18 protein-coding genes and 1 tRNA gene are annotated in these 18,743 nt (G+C 60.3%); 11 read left to right on the top strand and 8 right to left on the bottom strand.

Going from position 1 to position 18,743, the window contains the following annotated elements; translation table 11 throughout:
- Positions 1–72 precede the first annotated feature (72 nt).
- The 3 genes from AC6RA8_RS11060 to AC6RA8_RS11050 all read right to left on the bottom strand — a co-directional run bounded on the left by AC6RA8_RS11060 (position 73) and on the right by AC6RA8_RS11050 (position 3,294).
- On the bottom strand, positions 73–1,200 hold the full coding sequence (locus AC6RA8_RS11060; RefSeq protein ID WP_500352809.1) for an ABC transporter substrate-binding protein: 1,128 nt from the start codon (positions 1,198–1,200) through the stop codon (positions 73–75).
- Between the two features lie 84 nt (positions 1,201–1,284).
- On the bottom strand, positions 1,285–2,469 hold the full coding sequence (gene kynU, locus AC6RA8_RS11055) for a kynureninase (protein ID WP_500352808.1): 1,185 nt from the start codon (positions 2,467–2,469) through the stop codon (positions 1,285–1,287).
- Positions 2,470–3,294: a tryptophan 2,3-dioxygenase gene (locus AC6RA8_RS11050; protein ID WP_500352807.1), complete on the bottom strand. Its 825-nt coding sequence runs from the start codon at positions 3,292–3,294 to the stop codon at positions 2,470–2,472.
- Positions 3,295–3,548: 254 nt separating this feature from the next.
- On the opposite strand from AC6RA8_RS11050, the gene AC6RA8_RS11045 reads away from it, so the two are divergent.
- Positions 3,549–4,106, top strand: coding sequence for a flavodoxin domain-containing protein (locus AC6RA8_RS11045; protein WP_500352806.1), 558 nt, complete (start codon positions 3,549–3,551; stop codon positions 4,104–4,106).
- A 137-nt stretch (positions 4,107–4,243) separates the two neighbouring features.
- On the opposite strand, the gene AC6RA8_RS11040 is transcribed toward AC6RA8_RS11045, so the two are convergent.
- Positions 4,244–4,333: transfer RNA gene (locus AC6RA8_RS11040), tRNA-Ser, on the bottom strand.
- A gap of 216 nt (positions 4,334–4,549) precedes the next feature.
- Here AC6RA8_RS11040 and AC6RA8_RS11035 point away from each other — a divergent pair.
- The 7 genes from AC6RA8_RS11035 to AC6RA8_RS11005 all read left to right on the top strand — a co-directional run bounded on the left by AC6RA8_RS11035 (position 4,550) and on the right by AC6RA8_RS11005 (position 11,072).
- Positions 4,550–5,476 (top strand): SPOR domain-containing protein, encoded by a 927-nt coding sequence (locus AC6RA8_RS11035; protein WP_500352805.1) that lies wholly within the window; start codon positions 4,550–4,552, stop codon positions 5,474–5,476.
- 15 nt (positions 5,477–5,491) lie between these two features.
- Positions 5,492–6,658, top strand: a complete 1,167-nt coding sequence (locus AC6RA8_RS11030) for a D-alanyl-D-alanine carboxypeptidase family protein (protein ID WP_500352804.1) — start codon at positions 5,492–5,494, stop codon at positions 6,656–6,658.
- On the top strand, positions 6,655–7,290 hold the full coding sequence (gene tmk, locus AC6RA8_RS11025) for a dTMP kinase (protein WP_500352803.1): 636 nt from the start codon (positions 6,655–6,657) through the stop codon (positions 7,288–7,290). The genes AC6RA8_RS11030 and tmk overlap by 4 nt, the downstream gene beginning before the upstream one ends.
- Positions 7,291–7,361: 71 nt before the next feature.
- The gene (locus tag AC6RA8_RS11020; RefSeq protein WP_500352802.1) at positions 7,362–8,480 is read left to right on the top strand and encodes a DNA polymerase III subunit delta'; all 1,119 of its coding nucleotides are present in this window, start codon (positions 7,362–7,364) and stop codon (positions 8,478–8,480) included.
- Entirely contained in the window at positions 8,477–9,277 is an 801-nt protein-coding gene (locus tag AC6RA8_RS11015) for a TatD family hydrolase (protein WP_500352801.1), read from the top strand. The genes AC6RA8_RS11020 and AC6RA8_RS11015 overlap by 4 nt, the downstream gene beginning before the upstream one ends.
- Positions 9,274–10,077, top strand: a complete 804-nt coding sequence (locus AC6RA8_RS11010; protein WP_500352800.1) for an MBL fold metallo-hydrolase — start codon at positions 9,274–9,276, stop codon at positions 10,075–10,077. The genes AC6RA8_RS11015 and AC6RA8_RS11010 overlap by 4 nt, the downstream gene beginning before the upstream one ends.
- Positions 10,078–10,142: 65 nt before the next feature.
- Complete coding sequence (locus tag AC6RA8_RS11005) at positions 10,143–11,072, top strand: AEC family transporter (RefSeq protein WP_500352799.1); 930 nt, start codon at positions 10,143–10,145, stop codon at positions 11,070–11,072.
- On the opposite strand, the gene AC6RA8_RS11000 is transcribed toward AC6RA8_RS11005, so the two are convergent.
- Positions 11,029–11,964: a YihY/virulence factor BrkB family protein gene (locus tag AC6RA8_RS11000; RefSeq protein WP_500352798.1), complete on the bottom strand. Its 936-nt coding sequence runs from the start codon at positions 11,962–11,964 to the stop codon at positions 11,029–11,031. The two genes, AC6RA8_RS11005 and AC6RA8_RS11000, sit on opposite strands and share 44 nt — an antisense overlap.
- Before the next feature lie 60 nt (positions 11,965–12,024).
- Positions 12,025–13,326, bottom strand: a complete 1,302-nt coding sequence (locus tag AC6RA8_RS10995) for a glycosyltransferase (protein WP_500352797.1) — start codon at positions 13,324–13,326, stop codon at positions 12,025–12,027.
- Between the two features lie 230 nt (positions 13,327–13,556).
- Here AC6RA8_RS10995 and AC6RA8_RS10990 point away from each other — a divergent pair, with 230 nt between their 5' ends.
- Entirely contained in the window at positions 13,557–14,006 is a 450-nt protein-coding gene (locus AC6RA8_RS10990; RefSeq protein ID WP_500352796.1) for a GNAT family N-acetyltransferase, read from the top strand.
- 63 nt (positions 14,007–14,069) lie between these two features.
- On the opposite strand, the gene AC6RA8_RS10985 is transcribed toward AC6RA8_RS10990, so the two are convergent.
- Both AC6RA8_RS10985 and AC6RA8_RS10980 read right to left on the bottom strand, forming a co-directional pair.
- Positions 14,070–15,611: an ankyrin repeat domain-containing protein gene (locus AC6RA8_RS10985; RefSeq protein ID WP_500352795.1), complete on the bottom strand. Its 1,542-nt coding sequence runs from the start codon at positions 15,609–15,611 to the stop codon at positions 14,070–14,072.
- Between the two features lie 229 nt (positions 15,612–15,840).
- Positions 15,841–16,686 carry a LysR family transcriptional regulator gene (locus AC6RA8_RS10980; protein ID WP_500352794.1) on the bottom strand — a complete coding sequence of 282 codons (846 nt, stop codon included), beginning with the start codon at positions 16,684–16,686 and terminating at the stop codon, positions 15,841–15,843.
- Between the two features lie 95 nt (positions 16,687–16,781).
- On the opposite strand from AC6RA8_RS10980, the gene AC6RA8_RS10975 reads away from it, so the two are divergent.
- Both AC6RA8_RS10975 and AC6RA8_RS10970 read left to right on the top strand, forming a co-directional pair.
- Positions 16,782–18,251: an aldehyde dehydrogenase gene (locus AC6RA8_RS10975; RefSeq protein WP_500352793.1), complete on the top strand. Its 1,470-nt coding sequence runs from the start codon at positions 16,782–16,784 to the stop codon at positions 18,249–18,251.
- A 4-nt stretch (positions 18,252–18,255) separates the two neighbouring features.
- The coding region (locus AC6RA8_RS10970) for an LLM class flavin-dependent oxidoreductase (RefSeq protein WP_500352792.1) at positions 18,256–18,743 on the top strand (488 nt) is incomplete at its 3' end.

The following is an 18,743-nucleotide window of genomic DNA, read 5'->3' as shown; positions in this document are numbered from 1 at the left end:
GAGATCATCTCTGCCTCGCAAGCCTCTTATTTATGGAGGAAATGGCCCCGGAGCGATCCAGGACCAATCAGATTAAAGATTGCAATCCGCCGCATAGGGATCGCTATGATCCGTCGCAGCCGTCGCGACAATCCGGTTGGTAACCAGATCACCCTCCTTGATCACTTCGCGCATGTAGATGTCCTGCACAGGGTGATTGTTGGACCCGAACGAGAACTTGCCGCGTACAGACTGGAAATCCGCCTCTTTCAGTGCGGCACGGAAAGCATCGGCATCCGCCACATCCGCCTTGGCCGCGGCCGATGCGAGCAGCAAACCGGTATCAAATCCTTGCGCCGCATAGATCGACGGCAAACGTCCATACTCGGCTTGGAAGGCTTCGACGAACTCGGCATTGCCCGGCACATCCAGATCCTTGGACCAGTGCGCCGTGTTCTTGGCCCCTACTGCCGCGTCACCGATGGCCCCGAGAATACCCTGATCAAAGCTGAACGCAGGACCAGACACAGGCTTGTCCACGCCCGAGCCTGCGTACTGCTTCATGAACGAAATACCCATGCCGCCCGGCAGGAAGAAATAAATCTGGTCGGCATCGCTTGCCCGCATTTGCGCAATCTCGGCTGCATAATCAGTCTGGCCCAGCTTGGTATAGACTTCGGCCGCGATCTCGCCTTGGAAGGTGCGCTTGAAGCCCGCCATGATATCCTGGCCCGCCGGGTAGTTCGGCGCCATCAGGAACACCTTGCCCGCCTCACCGCTCAGCGCCGTACCCGCCGCTTCCGAGAACGCATCGTTCTGCCAGCTGACATTGAAATAGTTCTGGTGGCATCCCTTGCCTGCAAGCGCCGAGGGGCCGGCATTGGGCGACAGGTAGAACTTGCCCTGCGCCGTAGCCGCAGGCACCACCGCCATCGCCAGATTGGACCAAATGATGCCGGTCATCACGTCGACCTTTTCGGACTGGATCATCTTGTCGGCCAGCTGAACCGCAATGTCAGGCTTGCGCTGATCGTCCTCGATCACCAGTTCGATGTCATCATTGCCCTTCACGGCCAGCAGGAACCCATCGCGCACATCGATGCCAAGGCCAGCACCGCCACCAGAAAGCGTGGTGATCATACCAACCTTAATCCCATCGGCTTGCGCGCCTGAACCCAGAGCCGCGACGCAGGTCGCAGCCAGAAGCTGTTTGAATGTCATTGAAGTCTCTCCCTTGTCTGCCGGGCTCTTGCGGCCCGTCTTTCGCATCTATCAGGCGCTTATCCGCCCCGGTTCTGTCAAGCCCTAGGTCACCCTTTGGCGGGTCATGAAGGCCGGATCGTCCCACAAACGATCACGCATGACCGTTTCGATGTGGTCCACCGCCGCCAAAACATCTGCCTCATCCAGGTACAGCGGGGTGAAGCCAAATCGCATGATATCGGGCGCACGGAAGTCCCCGATCACGCCACGCGCAATCAGGGCTTGAATTGCCGCGTAGCCATTGTCGAAACGGAACGAAACTTGGCTGCCGCGCTGTGCTGCATCGCGCGGGCTGGCAAGGGTCAATTCGGGCGAGCGCGCCTCGACTTCACGGATGAATACCTCCTGCAAAGCCAATGATGCCGCACGCAAACCTTGCATATCGATGTCCTCCCACACCTCCAGCGCCGCTTCCAACGCGGTCAGCTGGATCACAGGTGGCGTGCCTACCCGCATCCGTTCGATACCCGGCGCCGGGCGATAGTCGAGGTCAAAGGCAAAGGGCGCGTCATGTCCAAGCCATCCGGCCAACGCAGGGTCTACACTGTCCGCCAGATCAGGCCGCACATAGATAAACGCAGGCGCACCAGGCCCGCCGTTGAGGTACTTATAGGTGCAGCCGACCGCGAATTCACAAGCGCAAGCGGCCAGATCAACGGGCAATGCCCCCGCGCTGTGGGCAAGATCCCAGATCATCACCGCCCCCGAACTGTGCGCCAGTTCAGTGATGGCGCCCATATCGTGCACCCGGCCGGTGCGATAATCGACCTGCGTGAGCATCACAGCCGCTACGCTGTCATCAATGGCGTCCACAACGGCCTCGGGCTCAACCACGCGCAGCTCGTACCCGCCTTCCAACATCTGGATCAGACCCTGCGCCATATAAAGATCGGTCGGGAAGTTTCCGGAATCGCTCAATATTACCTTGCGATCCGGTCGCATCTTCAATGCCGCGGCCAACGCCTGATAAACTTTGATGGACAGCGTATCACCCATCACGACCGTACCGGCAGGCGCGCCGACCAACCGGCCCACCATGTCGCCAACTCGGCTTGGCTGCGCCATCCACCCGGCACTGTTCCAACCCTTGATAAGCTGCGCTCCCCATTCGTCCTGCATCATTTCGGCCACGCGCGCTTTGGCCCCCTTGGGCAACGGACCCAAAGAATTGCCATCCAGATAGATGACGCCCTCAGGCAGATCGAAAAACTCTTTTCTCAGAACCATCTACAGGGCTCCTCTCACGTTCCAAAGCTCGGGAAACAGAACGACATCCAGCATCTTGCGGAGATAGCTGACACCCGCCGTTCCGCCAGTGCCGCGCTTGAAACCAATGATACGCTCCACGGTGGTCACATGATTGAAGCGCCAGCGCCGGAAGTAATCCTCAAGATCCACCAGCTTTTCGGCCAGCTCGTAGAGTTCCCAATGGGTTGACGGATCTTCATAAACCTTTTGCCACAGGTCTTGAACCTGATCGCGTCCGGCCCACGGCCCCGTATGCGGCGCGCCGGCCAAATCGGTCATCCCAAATTGTTCGCCCAATCGGGTCAGGGCCACCTGGTACAGGCTCGTCTGCGCAAGTTCATCGGACAGGACTGCAAACGCCTCAGGCCGGTGTTCGTGCACTTTCGATACGGCAAGCGCCCGGTTGCCAAGGATGTATTCGATCAGCCGGTACTGGTGCGATTGAAACCCCGATGAATTACCCAAGCTGGGCCGGAATGTGGTGTACTCGCTGGGCGTCATCGTCCGCAGCACATCCCACGCGCCGTTGAGCTGATCAAAGATACGCGCCACCCGTGTCAGCATCTTGAAGGCCGGGGCCAGATCCCCTGACCCGATCGCATCGCGGGCCGAGTTCAATTCGTGGATCGCCAACCGCATCCAGAGCTCGGATGTCTGGTGCTGAATGATGAACAGCATCTCATCATGGGCATCTGACAGCGGATGCTGCGCCGTCAGCAGCGCATCCAACCCAAGGTAGTCGCCATAAGACATGTCGCCCTTGAAATCGAGCTTGGCGCCGTGGTGTTCGTCGTTGCCGGTCATCGCCTGCCTCCCCGAAACGATAATGTGCAGGCACGCTGCGATGTCCATAGCGGCAGATGACAGAAAGCCCCGAAAGCGACTGATGCAATGCAGCTGGTTTTCAATTTTAGGCCCCATCGGCTGCTCCGCCGTTGACGCCCAACCACCCAATCCGACCCACCTAAATGCGCGCGCTGACAAAGCGCCTCCTATTTGACATGGGACAAGTCAACATCGCGCCGAGTGGCCTAGTATCTCTACGGAGAGGTGACGCTATGACAATTTTGATCGCATATGGAACTGTTGAAGGACAAACGCGCAAAGTCGCGCAATTCGTGGACGACCAGCTTCGCAAAGCGGGGCAGGACACGGTTCTGTTTGACACCAATGAAAGGACCGAAGAAGTGACGTTTGATGGAGTCGACAAGGTTATACTTGCCGCGTCAGTCCACGAAAGACGCCATCCAAAGCCGTTCGAGATCTTCGTCGCAAGCAGTCAAAAGGAATTGGCCGCACGACCAACACTCTTTTTGTCGATCAGCTTGAAAGCCGCTTTCCCCGACGGTCAAGAAGAAGCGCAGGATTACATCGACGAAATGAAGCTTCGCACCGGCCTGACCCCAACCCGTGAGCAATTGGTGGCCGGAGCCATTCGCTCAGACAGTTACGACTTCTACGCGTCCCAAGTGCTGCGCCATGTTGTCTTGTCGGACCAGACGGTCGACCCTTCGGTTCGTGATTACGAGTTCACGGATTGGGACGAGCTTGGTTCAAGTGTTGCCGACTTTTTGTCGAACGATGCAGTGAGCGTGCAAGACGAAACCACGACCTAGGCCGGGCCGGTGCAGGACCATGTGCATCCCAGTCTGGGACTTTCAAACGGATCAATGGTGACTGTCGCGCCAAAACGCCTACCTTGGAGTCACTTGCTCAAGCGGCAAACGCATCTGATCTTCTTCGCTGGGAATAGTGGCGGAGGCTGTGGGATTCGAACCCACGGGACGCTCTCACGCCCAACGGTTTTCAAGACCGCCGCATTCGACCACTCTGCCAAACCTCCGGTGGACCCGCTTTATGCGGGCAAACGTGATTCGGCAAACCCCCACATCCAAGGGAAAAATCGCCGACAAACGAATCACATGCTTTTCAGATCGGGCCTATCAGGCTATGGTTGCGTCAGAACCCTGCCATAGCGGGGCAATTCAGTGTGTCGGACGCGGCACCAATACAGCCCAAAAAACGGGCATACAGGCAACAGCAGGCAAGGACTTGGTCCATGAGCAGACATCATACCTCCCGTTTCACCTTACGCAGCAGCACTGCTCTTTTCCTTGCGATCGGCCTTTTGGCCGGGTGTGATGAAAGCGGCCAGTTCGTCGCGATGGATGCGTTCAAACGCTCCAACACCTCGGTTGAGGGCACAGCACAGGACGCGACATCGATCAAGACGGTCGAGCGGGACGTGGAAGCGCCGGATGTCTTCTCTGCCACCGAAGCTGGACTTTGGGATGGACGTCCCTCTTTGGGTGGTGTCTGGGTCGCGCACCCTGACGTGAGCGAACCGGAGCGCGTCATCATTCGCAACACCGAAAACGACAAGTTCGTCGTTGGCGCACTGTTCCGCAGAGAACGCGATATTCCGGGTCCGCGCCTACAGATCAGTTCGGATGCCGCCGAAGCGCTGAGCATGCTGGCAGGTGCCCCTTCCCAGCTGAACGTGACAGCCCTGCGCAAGGAAGAGGTGGCCGTTGAGCCAGAGTTGACCGAAGTCGAGGCAACTGTGGCTGCCCCGGCAGAGGTCACTGAAACAACTCTGGATCCCATCGAAAGCGCCGCCGCCGTTCTTGATGTACCGGTCGAAGCAGAAGTCACTCCGGCTGCAGCATCCGCCGCACAGGGCATCCAGCCCGCACCGACGCCCACTGCGATCCCTGCGGCAGCGGCGACCACGCGGCCCTCTGCTTCAAAACTTGACAAGCCGTTCATCCAGATCGGCATCTTCTCGGTCCAGGCCAATGCCGACCGAACTGCCACACAAATGCGCAATGCGGGAGTCATCCCCACCGTGAAAACCTTTGAACGCGACGGCAAATCGTTCTGGCGCGTCGTGGTCGGCCCCGCCGGCACCTCCTCGGAACGCAGCCAGCTGCTGACCAAGATCAAAGGCGAAGGGTTCACGGACGCATACGCCGTCACCAACTGACCAGGAGCCTTCCCCGTGATCCGCCCCATTGCTGCCGCCGCCCTGTTGATCGCGACAACCGCGTTGCCTGTCACCGCGTTCGAAACGCGCGCGTCGGCCGCCTATGTCGTGGATCACACGACCGGTACGGTGCTGCTGAACAAGAACGCAGATGATCCGTTGCCGCCCGCGTCCATGTCCAAACTGATGACGCTCTACATGGCATTTGAGGCGATTGAGCGCGGTCAGCTGTCGATGACGGACGAACTGGTTGTATCGGCCCATGCCAACAGCTTTGGGGGATCGACCCTGTTTCTGAAGCAAGGCGAACGAGTCACAGTTGAGGATTTGATCCGCGGTATCATCGTACTTTCGGGCAACGATGCCTGCGTGGTGATAGCTGAAACGCTCAGCCCGGACGGCACAGAAGCAGGCTTTGCCCGGCTGATGACCCGCCGCGCGCAAGAGATGGGGATGACAAACTCGACTTTCGCCAATTCAAGCGGCTGGCCAGCGGCAGGGCATCGTATGTCCATGCGGGACCTGGGCCTTCTGTCTCAGCGGCTGATTGCGGACTATCCGGAATACTACCCCATGTTCTCGGAAACCGAATTCCTGTTTGATGAAGAGGAAAGCTCGAACCGGTACAACCGGAACCCACTGCTCACGCTTGGCATTGGTGCAGACGGTCTGAAAACCGGCCATACGCAAGAGGCGGGTTACGGCCTTACTGGCTCTGCCAAGCAAGGGGACCGTCGGGTCGTCTTCGTGATTTCCGGCCTCGATACGGCCGCAGCGCGCGCGCAGGAATCCGAAGCAATTGTGAACTGGGCCTTTCGACAGTTTGCCGAACGCACGGTTGTTGAGAGCGGAACCCGCGTTGCAGCGGCGCGCGTCTGGGAAGGGGCAGAACCGGAGGTCGGGCTTGTCCCGCAGGAAGATGTGACAATCCTTCTGCCGATCCTTGCCGGCAAAACTGTGGACGCCGAAGTGGTCTATACCGGTCCGATCCAGGCCCCAATCTCGGCAGGAACAGAACTGGCCGAGTTGGTCATCCAGCCCGAAGGTCTGCCCGAAGTGCGCATTCCGCTGGTGGCCGAAGCCGATGTGGCGCATGGCGGCTTTCTTGCCAAGTTGTCGACCGCAGCCCTTTCGCTGATTGAACGTTTGAATGCCGGGCGTGCAGCTGAAGGTGACGTGTGACGTCCAAAGGGCACTTTATCACCTTCGAAGGCATTGATGGTTCCGGCAAATCCACGCAAGCGCGGATGCTGGCAGATCACCTGCGCGACCAAGGCCACGATGTCATTCTGACACGCGAACCCGGCGGCAGTGCGGGGGCCGAGGAAATCCGCGCGCTTGTCCTGCAAGGCGATCCAGACCGCTGGTCCGCCGAAACCGAACTTTTGCTGTTCACTGCCGCCCGCCGGGATCACATGGAGCGGCTGATCCAGCCCGCCATCGACGCGGGCAAAATCGTTATATGTGACCGCTTTGCCGACAGCACCCGCATGTATCAGGGCCTCAGCAGGGGCGACCTCCGGTCGAAAGTGGACACTCTGCACAACCTGATGATTGGCCGCGAGCCTGACCTGACGATCCTGATCGACATGGACCCGGGCCAGGGCCTTGCCCGCGCCAAGGGCAGGCAGGGGATTGAAGAGCGGTTCGAGGATTTCGGCACCGGCCTGCAGGAAAAGATGCGCGCAGGCTTCCTTGCCCTCGCCGCAGAATTCGCCGATCGCTTCCGCACTATTAATGGTGCGCGTGGCATGGAAGATGTGGCCGCCGACGTACAATCAGCCGTCGCGGCGCATCTGGCGGCTTCCGACTGAAACACCGTGTGTATGGCGTGGACGCACCCCGGGGCTGGTCCCCCTCCCCGCTCTGGTGCTAGAGCAATCTTATGGCCGACGAGACCCAAGACCCCACCCGCGTTCCAGGCGCACCGCATCCGCGCGAAACGCAAACGCTGATCGGCCAAGACGCGGCACAACAGGCGTTTCTCGATGCATTCAACACCGGCCGCCTGCACCACGCCTGGCTGCTGACCGGCCCGCGCGGCGTGGGCAAGGCCACGCTGGCCTGGCGCATCGCCCGCTTCCTGCTGGCCACACCCGACCCCGATCCCGACGACATGTTCGGCGCGCCCGTGCCAGCGACACTCGATGTCTCGCCAGACCACCCTGTCGCGCACCGTATCGCGGCAGGCGCGGACCCGGGCCTTAAGTCCGTCCACCGCACCGAGAACGAAAAATCCAAGCGGCTGCGCGACCAGATCACCATCGACGATATCCGCGCACTGGGCGCCTTCTTCCAACTGTCGGCGACCGATGGCGGGCGCCGGGTGGTCATCATCGACGCCGCAGACGATATGAATGTGAACGCGGCCAACGCGCTCTTGAAGATGCTCGAAGAGCCGCCCGCCCGCACGACACTCCTTCTGATCTGTCATCAGCCCAGCCGTCTTCTGCCGACCATCCGGTCGCGCTGCCGCACGCTGCGGCTCGGCGCGCTCAACTCCGCCCAGATGGAACAGGCCATGGCCCAAGCGGGCATTGATCCCGGCCCAGATGGTGCGGCACTAGCCGAGCTAAGCGCGGGATCGGTCGGCGATGCACTGCGCCTGTCCCTGCTCGACGGGCTCAAACTCTATCGCGAGGTCGTCCACCTGCTCGGCACCCTGCCCAATCTCGACCGGGCCCGCGCACTGGCCCTTGCGGAAGCGGCAGCAGGCCGCGGCGCGGAAGACAAACTCGACCTGCTCTACACACTCATCGACGTGGCCCTCGGGCGCCTCGCCCGCACCGGCGCAGTGGGCCATCCGCCGGACGTTGAAGCAGCCCCGGATGAGGCCGCGATCCTCACACGACTGGCCCCCAATGCTGCCCAAGCCCGTGCTTGGGCTGACACCGCACAGCAGGCGCTTGCCCGGGCACGCCACGGTCGGGCGGTCAACCTTGACCCTGCCGCCCTCGTCCTAGATACGCTGTTCAAGCTTACCGAGACGGCCCCCTCCCGATGACGCCAGAAATCACCGACAGCCACTGCCACCTCGACTTCCCAGATTTCGAAGGTCAGCTCCCAGACATCATCCAGAACGCAGCCCAAGCGGGCGTCACCCGCATGGTCACGATCTGCACCAAGCTGCGGCTCGAACCGCAGGTACGCGCCATCGCCGAAGCGCACGCGCCGATCTTCTACGCGGCAGGCACCCACCCGATGAGCGCGGCGGATGAACCACTGGCAACAACAGACCAACTGATCGCATTGGCAAACCATCCGAAATTCGTGGGCATTGGTGAAACCGGCCTCGATTACCACTACACCTCAGACAGCGCCGACATACAAAAACAATCCCTGCGTATCCACATCGACGCCGCCCGGCAAACCGGCCTGCCCTTGATCATCCACGCCCGCGCTGCCGATGACGACATGGCCCAAATCCTGACCGAGGAATTCAGGCAGGGCGCCTATACCTGCGTCATGCACTGCTTTTCCTCGTCCAAGGCACTGGCCTGCGCAGCGCTCGATCTGGGCTTTTACCTCAGCATGTCCGGCATCACGGCCTTCCCTAAATCGCAAGAGCTGCGGGACATCTTTGCAGACGCGCCAATGGACCGCATCCTGGTGGAAACAGACGCGCCTTACCTCGCCCCACCACCCCACCGCGGCAAGCGCAACGAACCCGCCTACACCGCGCACACTGCGCGCAAAGGGGCCGAAACCATGGGCCTCGACTACGCCGATTTTGCTGCGCACACACAAAAGAACTTTGACCGCTTGTTCTCCAAGGCGGCGGCCTACACAGTGCCCGCATGAGCGACACGCTAACCTTCACGATCCTGGGCTGCGGTTCCTCCGGCGGCGTGCCCCGGCTGGGCGGTCACTGGGGCGCTTGCGACCCCGACAATCCTAAAAACCGTCGCCAGCGTTGTTCGCTTCTGGTCGAGCGCAAAAGCGATGCGGGCACCACAACAGTCCTTGTCGACACGTCCCCCGACCTGCGCAACCAATTGCTGAACACCAATACCGGCAGGCTCGACGGTGTGATCTACACCCACGCCCATGCCGACCACGTGCACGGGATCGACGATCTTCGCATGATCGTCTTCAACATGCGCGAACGGCTACAGGTCTGGGCAGATGGCGACACGCAACACGACCTGATCAGCCGGTTCGGCTACGCCTTTGTGCAGCCCAAGGGCTCGCCCTACCCACCGATCCTCGAGCTTAACACGATCAACGGTGACACCGTGATTGACGGCCCCGGCGGGCCGATCACCTTCACACCGTTCGAGGTCAATCACGGCAGCATAGACGCGCTTGGCTTCCGCATCGGCGATGTGGCCTACTTGCCCGACGTGGCCAAAATCCCGGATGCCGCATGGGAACACTTAGCCAACCTCGACACATGGATCGTCGACGCGCTGCGTCGTGACCCGCACCCGACCCACAGCCACCTCGAAAACACGCTCCAGTGGATCGAGCAGGTCAAACCACGGCACGCCATTCTCACAAACATGCATATTGACCTCGATTACGACACGGTCCTCGCAGAAACCGCAGACTATATCGAGCCCGCTTACGACGGGCTGACGGTGACGCGCCCCGTGTCCTGACCTTCCCTTTTTTAAAATCCTCGCCGGAGGCTCCTGCCCTCTGACACCGCCGCAAAGGCCTGATCATGCAAGCGCTCCTCGACGTCATTCTGCCCGTCTTCCTCGTGATCGGGTTCGGCTACGTTGCCGTTTGGCGCGGGTTTTTCACCGCACAGGGCATCGACGCGCTGATGAAGTTCAGCCAGAACTTCGCCATCCCCTGCCTGCTCTTTTCAGCCATCGCCACTCTCGACCTCACGACCAGCCTCGACATCCGCCTGCTCGGAAGTTTCTACGCAGGCGCGGCCAGCGGCTTTGTCCTGGGGACGCTGGGGGCCTACTACCTTTTCAAGCGCGACATCGAAGACAGCATCGCCATCGGGTTTTGCTGCCTGTTCTCCAACTCGGTCCTTCTGGGTCTGGCCATCAACGAACGGGCCTACGGCGCTGACGCACTGGCCGGGGCCTATGCGATCATCGCCTTCCATTCGCCCTTTTGCTACGGGCTGGGCATCACCGCGATGGAGATTGCGCGCAACCGGGGTCAAAGCCCGCTTGTGATGGCCCGAAGCGTGGCCCGCGCCATGTTTCGCAATGTGCTGGTGCTGGCGATCATGGCAGGCTTTGTCGTGAACCTCAGCGGGATTACCCTGCCCGGCGTGCTCAGCGACGGGCTCGACCTCGTGATCCGGGCGGCCCTGCCCACCGCGCTCTTTGCCCTCGGCGGCGTACTCATCCAGTATAAACCGGAAGGTGACGCACGGGTCATTGCGATGGTCTGCGCCATTTCCCTGATCCTCCACCCGGCCATCACATTTACGCTCGGCAGCGCATTGTCTGTGCCATCCGACGCGTACAAAGCCGCCGTGCTGACGGCAGCCATGGCGCCGGGCGTCAACGGCTACATCTTCGCCAACATGTACGGACGGGCCAAGCGCGTGGCCGCAACCTCCGTTCTGGTGGCAACCGCGCTTACGATCCTGACGGCGTGGATGTGGCTGATGGCTCTGGGATAGCCAGCTTGGCCCGGCGCGCCCGCGCCAGTTCAGCGTTCAAGGCACCTCCAAGCAGCACCAGATAGGCGCTGATGAACAGCCACATGAGCATCACGATCACCGCCCCGATCGAGCCATAAATCTCGTTGTACCGGCCAAAGTTCTGCAGATAGATTGAAAACCCGCTCGAAGCAGCAATCCAGCAAATGACGGAAAAGACCACGCCGGGCGAAATCAGGCGCGGGCGTTTGCCTTCGAGATTCGGACCCAGCCTGTAGATCACGGCAAAGCCCACCAGCAACACCCCGACGCCGACGCCCCAGCGCAGCAATTCCACCCCGAAATTCGCCCATGGCCCCAAGGGAAGAAAAGCAAGGATAACAGGCACCACCACGATACAGGCCATCGCAGTCAGCACGACGCCAATCAGGCTGAACGTCAGCACGAATGCACGCAGATAATGTGACAGCCCCGACCGGTTCGGCGCATCGTAAATGGCGTTCAATCCCTGCATCAACGCAGCCACACCCGCCCGCGCGGACCACAAAGCAAAGGCAAAAGACAAAAGCGACGCCCAGCCCAACGTCAGCCCATCCGCCGTTGCCAGCTTGCTCAACTGCGCGGTGAGAAGCACGTAGACATCCGATGGTATCAGGGCCCGAAACTCCTCGATCTGCTCCAGCGCCAGGGCCGGATCACCAATGATCCCCCACAGGGCGATGGTGGCCGCAATGCCCGGAAACACCGCAAGGATCGCATAGAACGCAACGCCCGCCGCGATCAGGCCCAGATGCTTTTCGTCATTCAGACGGATCACATGGGTGACGGCCCGCCACCACAGCGCGACATCCTTGGGCGGTCTGTCTGTTGTTTCCGGATGCATCATATCGGCCCAAGCGTATGGAACCTGCACGGGTTTCTCAACACTCCCGATGTCTCGGACAGGCAATGCCAACAACCAGTCCGACCTGCATCACTCAGGCAGGTCGGCATTGGATTGCAACGCATCTTCAATCGCGCCAACCGCAACGGCAACACCATCCTCGCCCCGCAACGTTTCGCCAAGGGTGCGGGCACGCCCCTGCAATCCGGTGTCCCCCGTCGCCACACGTAACGACGCCGCCAGCGCCTCCGTCGTCAGGGTTTGACGCGGCACAGGCGGTGCACCAACGCCCAGCGCAACACTTCTTTCTGCCCAACCGGGCTGATCCCCGAAAAACGGGCAGATGACGCAGGGCACGCCAGCGCGAAACCCCTGCGCCGTGGTCCCTGCCCCACCGTGATGCACAACCGCCGCCATCCTTGGGAATAACCATTCATGCGGCACAGACGGGATGGTGATCAGCGCCGCAGACTCGGTTGTCTCCAAGCAAGCCCAACCCGATCCAACGACACCGCGCAGCCCAGCCTCATCCAGAGCTTGGCGGACGGTGCTCGAAAGCGCGGCAGGATCTTCGGACACCATGCTGCCGAAACCGATGTAAACAGGCTGCGGGCCTGCCTCAAGAAACCGCGCAAGATGGGCCGGAGGCTGATAATCCTCCCTCGGGGGAAGGAACCAATAGCCGGTCAGGATGGCTGAAGGCGGCCAATCTGTCGGGCGCGGCAAAACTGTTGGGCTGATGGCGTGCAGGATACGGACGATTTTGGCACCGGCTGGCATCAGCACCTCGCGACCGCTTCGCACCGGTTTCAAGCCAAGTTCCTCGGTCCGGAAGCGATTGATGGATCGTTTGAACGCGGCATAGGACAGCCTGACAAACGAATAGGCCAGCTTGTTGTAGCCAGGTACCCGCAGTCTTGGCAGACCTGTGGGCGGAAACGCAGCAGTGGGAACAATCATGGGCTGTAGCAATCCCATGACCGCGGGAACACCAAGGGCCTCGGCGATATGTGGCGCCGCCATGACTTTGGGGTGATAGACAATAAGGTCCGGTTCAGCAGCCTGCGCCACCGTCCACGCATCGCGGCATAGAACTGCATTGATCGGGCCCGCCTTGCGCGCCAACCGCACCCCGGCCCAAATGCGCCCGATCCGGCCAGTTCCGCCTTCCAGCATCGCCTTGCCGTCTTTTGTGTCCATCAAGGCCAGCGAGGCATCCGACGTCGGAGAAAACGGCACACCAAACTCACTGATCCAATCTGCAAACCGTTCAGCCGTGCAAAGTGTAACTGCGTGCCCACGGGCAATCAGACCAAGTGCAAGCGCAAGAAAGGGCTCAACATCTCCGCGTGTTCCGTAAGTGAGCAGGAGGATTTTTGAGCCCGTCGCCATACTCCACTACCTAAGGAGCGCCATAGCGAATTGAAGGCGTGAACAGCGGCCAAGACGCACGAAACCATTACTGCTGCATGCCCTTGCGATCCCCAAGACAAGACAATACGTCAGGCAATACTGCAGAAGGAGATTTATGCACAGAAGCCCCAGCTAAACCGCATGACGCGGTCCGCTTCAGCGCCAGCTCGGCGCTGCCTTTTCTATGCATAAACATCTGTGGGAAAAACATGGACAACATGAACACTCGCATCCGTGCCTATGCGGCGACGGATCTCACCGCCCTGTCAGACATTTGGTTTGACGCATCACGTCGCGCCCATGCCTTCGTGGGCCACAAACGGCTGCGCGAACAGCGCAAGTTGATCGAAACGCACTATCTGCCCAATGCCGAAACCTGGGTGGCGGTACAGCGCGAACAGCCAGTCGGCTTCATCAGCTTGCTCGACACCTTTATCGGCGGGCTATTTGTTGCCCCCGATCATCAGGGATACGGGATCGGGCGCCTGTTGATCGCCCATGCTCTAGAGCTGAAAGGGGAACTGTCGTTGGAAGTATACACCCAAAACGTCCAAGCTCTGACCTTTTACACAGCACTTGGGTTCAAAGAGCTGTCGAGACTGGAGTTGGATGACGACGGGATGCCATTTGAAAACGCCATGATGCGGCTCAAACGCTGATCCACCGACCGGGCCGCGTGTGCAACTTGGCCCGGTTTAACTCCGCGCAGTCTTCACATCAGTCTATCCGACACCTCCCTCAACCACCTGTTCCGGGTGTTGCTCGGCCCAGTCCAGCAGGAACTCCACGATCTCATCCGGCCCCGACAACTCTATGGCGCGACGGGGCAAAGCCACGCCTTCATTCAGCGCAAGGCGCAGGCAGGTCACGTAATCACGCTCATTCCGCTGCGGGCAGTTTTCCGATCCGTGCAGAATCGTCGACAAAAGCGTGCCACCATAGCTGTTCACGTGCGTCAGGTCTGGTTTCAACGACAACAGATATTCCAGCACATCCGGCAAACCCTCCCATCCGGCGATGTGGGTCGGGGTCATCCCTTCCGTGTCCGGCAAATCAAAAGCAGCACCAACTGCAACCAGCCTTTTGACATGGTCCAGCTTGCCAGGGAGGTGCAGGATCATGCGAACGATGTTGCGGTAGGCATCGGGGATCTGGTCAGGGTCCAGAGGGCGCTCAGTGGCTTCTCCTTCTGCCGCTGCCGCAAGGCCGCGCTCAACCTCACTCAGCGTCGTATCGGCACCCCGTTCCGCAAGCATACCGGCCAGGGTCGCATTGCCGAACACACGGGCATAGGCATATGGGGTCGCTCCCTCAAACCGACGGTTCATATCGGCCCCGTTTCGCAGGATCAGGTCAATCATGTCCAGATCGGCCATCCTCCGCGCCGCCTGATGCAAGGCTGGCACAACCCAAGGCGCCTCACCGCCCACATGCGCGCCGTTGAACTCATCAACCTTCGCACCGTGTTCAAGCAGCATTTGAACAGCGGTCGTGTCGTGAAAATCCATCGTGCGCAGCAGCGCATTGGTCCCTTTCGGATCAGCCCCGTGCTCGAGCAACATCCGCAGACCTTCGTGATGGCCCAGCTCGGTCGCGTGATACAGGCTCTCGTCATCATTGGGGTTGGCACCGTTTTCAAGCAACCAGCGGCCAAGCGGCATGTTGTTCGCATGCCCGATCGCAAAGTAAAGCGGCGACAGCTTATGGGGATTGCCGTCATACATTGGCGACCCAAGATCAATATCCGCGCCGTTGGCCAGAAGCGCGCGCGCAATATCCAGCATGTCATCCGCCAGCTCAGGCGCATGATGAATCCACTTTGACCGCGCCAGAACGGTCAACGGGGGGGCGATGTTGCCAATCAACTGCGTCGCAAGCTCATGGCTGTCCTGCAAAAACGCAAGCACATCCGCCTTGCGATAGAGTCCAAGGCATAGGCCAAAATCGCCTTCGGCAAGGGTTGGCGCATCCTCCAGCAATTGGTCGGCCACGCTGAACTGACCATTGTAAAGTGCCGCCTTAAGACGCTGGCGCTTGGCCGCCGCCTCCATCCCGACCATATCGACAGCGAATTTAAGCGCGGGCCACGACAGAAAGCCGTTTTCGCGCGCGATCACATGCAAATAGTCCGCATGTTTAAGGGGAACATCGTCGGGGCGCGGAGGATAATTCGCAATGCGCTGGCGCGCGCGTATCTCACCAGCCTCGTGGCCTTTGCGAAGCGCCTTGGCATCACGGCGCAGTTGTTCGAGGGATTTTGTCATCGGAATTCTCACTTTCGGCTCGACGGTCCGCTGGGTACGAGCATGAGACATACCGAGATGAATGTGTCGGTCTCCGTACTGGGGTGCCGATGACAGCTTTCCGCGGACCTGGATGCTTTCCCAAAAGCGCCCTCATGGTAGCCAGCCACCTTTTCACCGGCAAGGGCTTTCTCCGGGGCGACAGGCCGCTCAAAACATCGTCATCGTGAGGACGAAACCGACCGTTGCCTCAGGCCGAAAGTTCCAGAAACATTTGCAGCCCAGGCTCAAACCACCTTGCGCCATCCTTCAGTCGTTTGTTGTACGTCAGGAACACATCACGGCCAAATACAGGCGCATCAAACAACCGAAAAAGGCGCCCCTCCGCCACCAACCCCGTCACTGATCGCCACGGCAAATAGGCGCTGCCGCCATTGCGCAAAATGTGCTCCAGCGCAATCGGCGCATTGCCAAAGCTAAGGCGAGCAGTCCCCGCATCTGCATAGTGGATCGCGTGATCACGTCCAAAAGCCTCTCCGGCATTCACAAGGACATATTTGGGATCAAACCGGATAGGGCTGTTCTGATCGGTCGACACCAGCACCAAATCATCCGGGGCCAGTGTTACCTGCTCATGTGCCGACGGACAGGCCGACCGATAGGTAAAAGCGATGTCCGACTTCCCCTCCTCCAGCCACTTCATCACATCTGACTGGCTGCCCAGCCAGACCGAAATGCCCAGATCCGGAAACTGATCCATCAGGGCCTGCGCGCATCGGGCCCCCAGCCCCTGCCAAAGATCAAACTCGCACGCCAAGTTACACACACCCGACATGCCGTCGGGCAGCGCCGTCTCCTGCCGCGCCTGCTGCCACAGCTTCACGATGGTGTCGGCATAGCGGTGCAGACTGACACCTGCAGCCGTCATCGTCGCACCAGATTTGTTGCGAACCAGCAAGGTCTGACCAAGGTCATCCTCCAGCGTTTTCAAACGGGCGGTCACAGTGGACTGAGTGACATTCAATCGCTCCGAGGCGCGCACAAGGCTGCCCGTTTCAACGATGGCAAGGAAGGTCCGAAGCGCTTGAAGGTTCATGATTTTACTTCGGCATATCCGAATTTAAACTGCAAAATTATTCAATATCATGCCTTCAAGGGTCGAGCTAGCCTCCCACGCAGGAGGATATGTCGATGACCGCAGAACGCTATCAGATGCTGATCAACGGTGCGTGGGTGGATGCGTCCGATGGCGCACAGTTCGACAGCGTAAATCCAGCAACCGGCACGGTCTGGGCCACGGTGCCAGAGGCCACACCGCAGGATGTGGACCGCGCCGTGCAGGCGGCCTCGGACGCCCTGTCTGGTCCATGGGGCCAGATGACACCAACGGCACGCGGCAAATGCCTGACAAAGCTGGCTGATCTGCTGGCCGCCAATTCGGAACCCATTGGCCGCATCGAAACCACCGACACCGGCAAGATGTTCAAGGAAACCGCGTGGCAGGCGACCTACATCGCCGAATACCTGCATTTCTACGCCGGTGCGGCAGACAAGATCCACGGGGAAACCCTGCCAATCGACAAGCCGGACATGTTTGTCTTCACCGACCGCGAACCGGTGGGCGTGGTGGCCGCGGTCATCCCATGGAACAGCCAGATGTTCCTGAGCGCGGTCAAAATCGGCCCCGCCCTCGCCGCAGGCAACACGATTGTACTCAAGGCGTCCGAACATGCATCCGCACCCCTGCTGGCCTTCGGGAAACTGGTGACCGAAGCAGGCATTCCCGATGGGGTCATCAACATCGTCACCGGCGGGCCGGTATGTGGCACTGCCCTCACTACCCATCCCAAGGTTGCCAAGATCGCCTTTACCGGCGGCCCCGAGGCGGCGCGCCACATCGTCCGCAACTCCGCCGAAAACTTCGCCGAAGTGTCGCTTGAACTTGGCGGGAAGTCCCCGTTCATCGTCTTCGACGACGCCGACCTGGACAGCGCGGTCAACGGCTCGGTTGCTGGGATATTCGCGGCCACAGGCCAAAGCTGCGTGGCAGGCTCCCGCCTTTACCTGCACGAAGGCATCGCGGGCGCCTTTCTTGAAAAGATGGTCGCGATTGCAAGAAACATCCGCATCGGCGACCCGCAGGCGGACGAGACCGAAATGGGGCCGCTCTGTACCAAGGGACAACTGGACCACATCGAAGCCCAGGTCGCGCTGGCCATTGAGGAAGGCGGCACCGTGCTGGCCGGTGGCAAACGGGCCGATCTCGACGGGCTCTATTATCAGCCGACCATCATCGACTGCCCGCGTCAGGACATGACGATCGTGGACACTGAGCTGTTTGGCCCTGTCCTCGCCGTGCAGCGTTTCCGAACCGAGGACGAGGTTGTCGCGCTTGCCAACGACACGAAGCACGGCCTCGCAGCGGGCATTTTCACCCGCGATTCAGCACGATCCCTGCGCATGTCCAAACGGGTCAAGGCAGGCATCATCTGGGTCAACACCTACCGCGCCATCAGTCCGATCGCAGCCTTCGGCGGCCTGAAATCCAGCGGCTACGGGCGCGAGGCCGGCCTGCAAGCCGTCTACGACTACACCCGCCCCAAAACCGTCTGGATGAACCGGGCGGACGCCCCCATCGCAAATCCCTTCAAACCACGGTGACGCCATGAAATTTCAACTCGCCATCAATCTGGAACGCATGAACGAAACCACGTCGATGAAGGATGTCCGGGATCACACCATTGGAATGGTCAAACGGGCCGACGACGCGGGGTTTGAGGTGGTATGGGCGGCCGAGCATCACGCGCTTGAAATGACGATTGCCCCGAACCCGTTCCAACTGATGACATGGTGGGCGGACCATACGAGCAACATCCGCATCGGTTGCGGGGTCGCCAACGCATCCTACTGGCACCCGATCAACTTGGCCGGAGAGGCCGCAATGGTCGATCTCTTGTCAGATGGGCGGTTGGAGCTGGGGCTGGGCTCAGGTGCCTATCAACGTGAATTTGACCGCATGCACCCCGGGCTCGATCAGAAAGACAGCCACCATTTCATGCAGGAAATGCTGCCGCTGGTGCGCAAGCTGTGGAAGGGCGATGTCGAACACAACGGCGCGAAATGGCAGTTCCCGAAATCCACCGCCTGCCCCAA

Source organism: Tateyamaria sp., assembly GCF_059783535.1.
Note: the sequence above shows the minus strand (reverse complement) of the source record. Positions and strands in the feature narration are given on the sequence as shown.

Excerpts from the sequence above, each read along its gene's own strand:
- AC6RA8_RS11060 (WP_500352809.1), bottom strand. The coding sequence starts at position 1,200 with ATGACATTCAAACAGCTTCTGGCTGCGACCTGCGTCGCGGCTCTGGGT.
- kynU (WP_500352808.1), bottom strand. The coding sequence starts at position 2,469 with ATGGTTCTGAGAAAAGAGTTTTTCGATCTGCCTGAGGGCGTCATCTAT.
- AC6RA8_RS11050 (WP_500352807.1), bottom strand. The coding sequence starts at position 3,294 with ATGACCGGCAACGACGAACACCACGGCGCCAAGCTCGATTTCAAGGGC.
- AC6RA8_RS11045 (WP_500352806.1), top strand. The coding sequence starts at position 3,549 with ATGACAATTTTGATCGCATATGGAACTGTTGAAGGACAAACGCGCAAA.
- AC6RA8_RS11035 (WP_500352805.1), top strand. The coding sequence starts at position 4,550 with ATGAGCAGACATCATACCTCCCGTTTCACCTTACGCAGCAGCACTGCT.
- AC6RA8_RS11020 (WP_500352802.1), top strand. The coding sequence starts at position 7,362 with ATGGCCGACGAGACCCAAGACCCCACCCGCGTTCCAGGCGCACCGCAT.
- AC6RA8_RS11015 (WP_500352801.1), top strand. The coding sequence starts at position 8,477 with ATGACGCCAGAAATCACCGACAGCCACTGCCACCTCGACTTCCCAGAT.
- AC6RA8_RS11010 (WP_500352800.1), top strand. The coding sequence starts at position 9,274 with ATGAGCGACACGCTAACCTTCACGATCCTGGGCTGCGGTTCCTCCGGC.
- AC6RA8_RS11005 (WP_500352799.1), top strand. The coding sequence starts at position 10,143 with ATGCAAGCGCTCCTCGACGTCATTCTGCCCGTCTTCCTCGTGATCGGG.
- AC6RA8_RS10995 (WP_500352797.1), bottom strand. The coding sequence starts at position 13,326 with ATGGCGACGGGCTCAAAAATCCTCCTGCTCACTTACGGAACACGCGGA.
- AC6RA8_RS10990 (WP_500352796.1), top strand. The coding sequence starts at position 13,557 with ATGGACAACATGAACACTCGCATCCGTGCCTATGCGGCGACGGATCTC.
- AC6RA8_RS10985 (WP_500352795.1), bottom strand. The coding sequence starts at position 15,611 with ATGACAAAATCCCTCGAACAACTGCGCCGTGATGCCAAGGCGCTTCGC.
- AC6RA8_RS10980 (WP_500352794.1), bottom strand. The coding sequence starts at position 16,686 with ATGAACCTTCAAGCGCTTCGGACCTTCCTTGCCATCGTTGAAACGGGC.
- AC6RA8_RS10975 (WP_500352793.1), top strand. The coding sequence starts at position 16,782 with ATGACCGCAGAACGCTATCAGATGCTGATCAACGGTGCGTGGGTGGAT.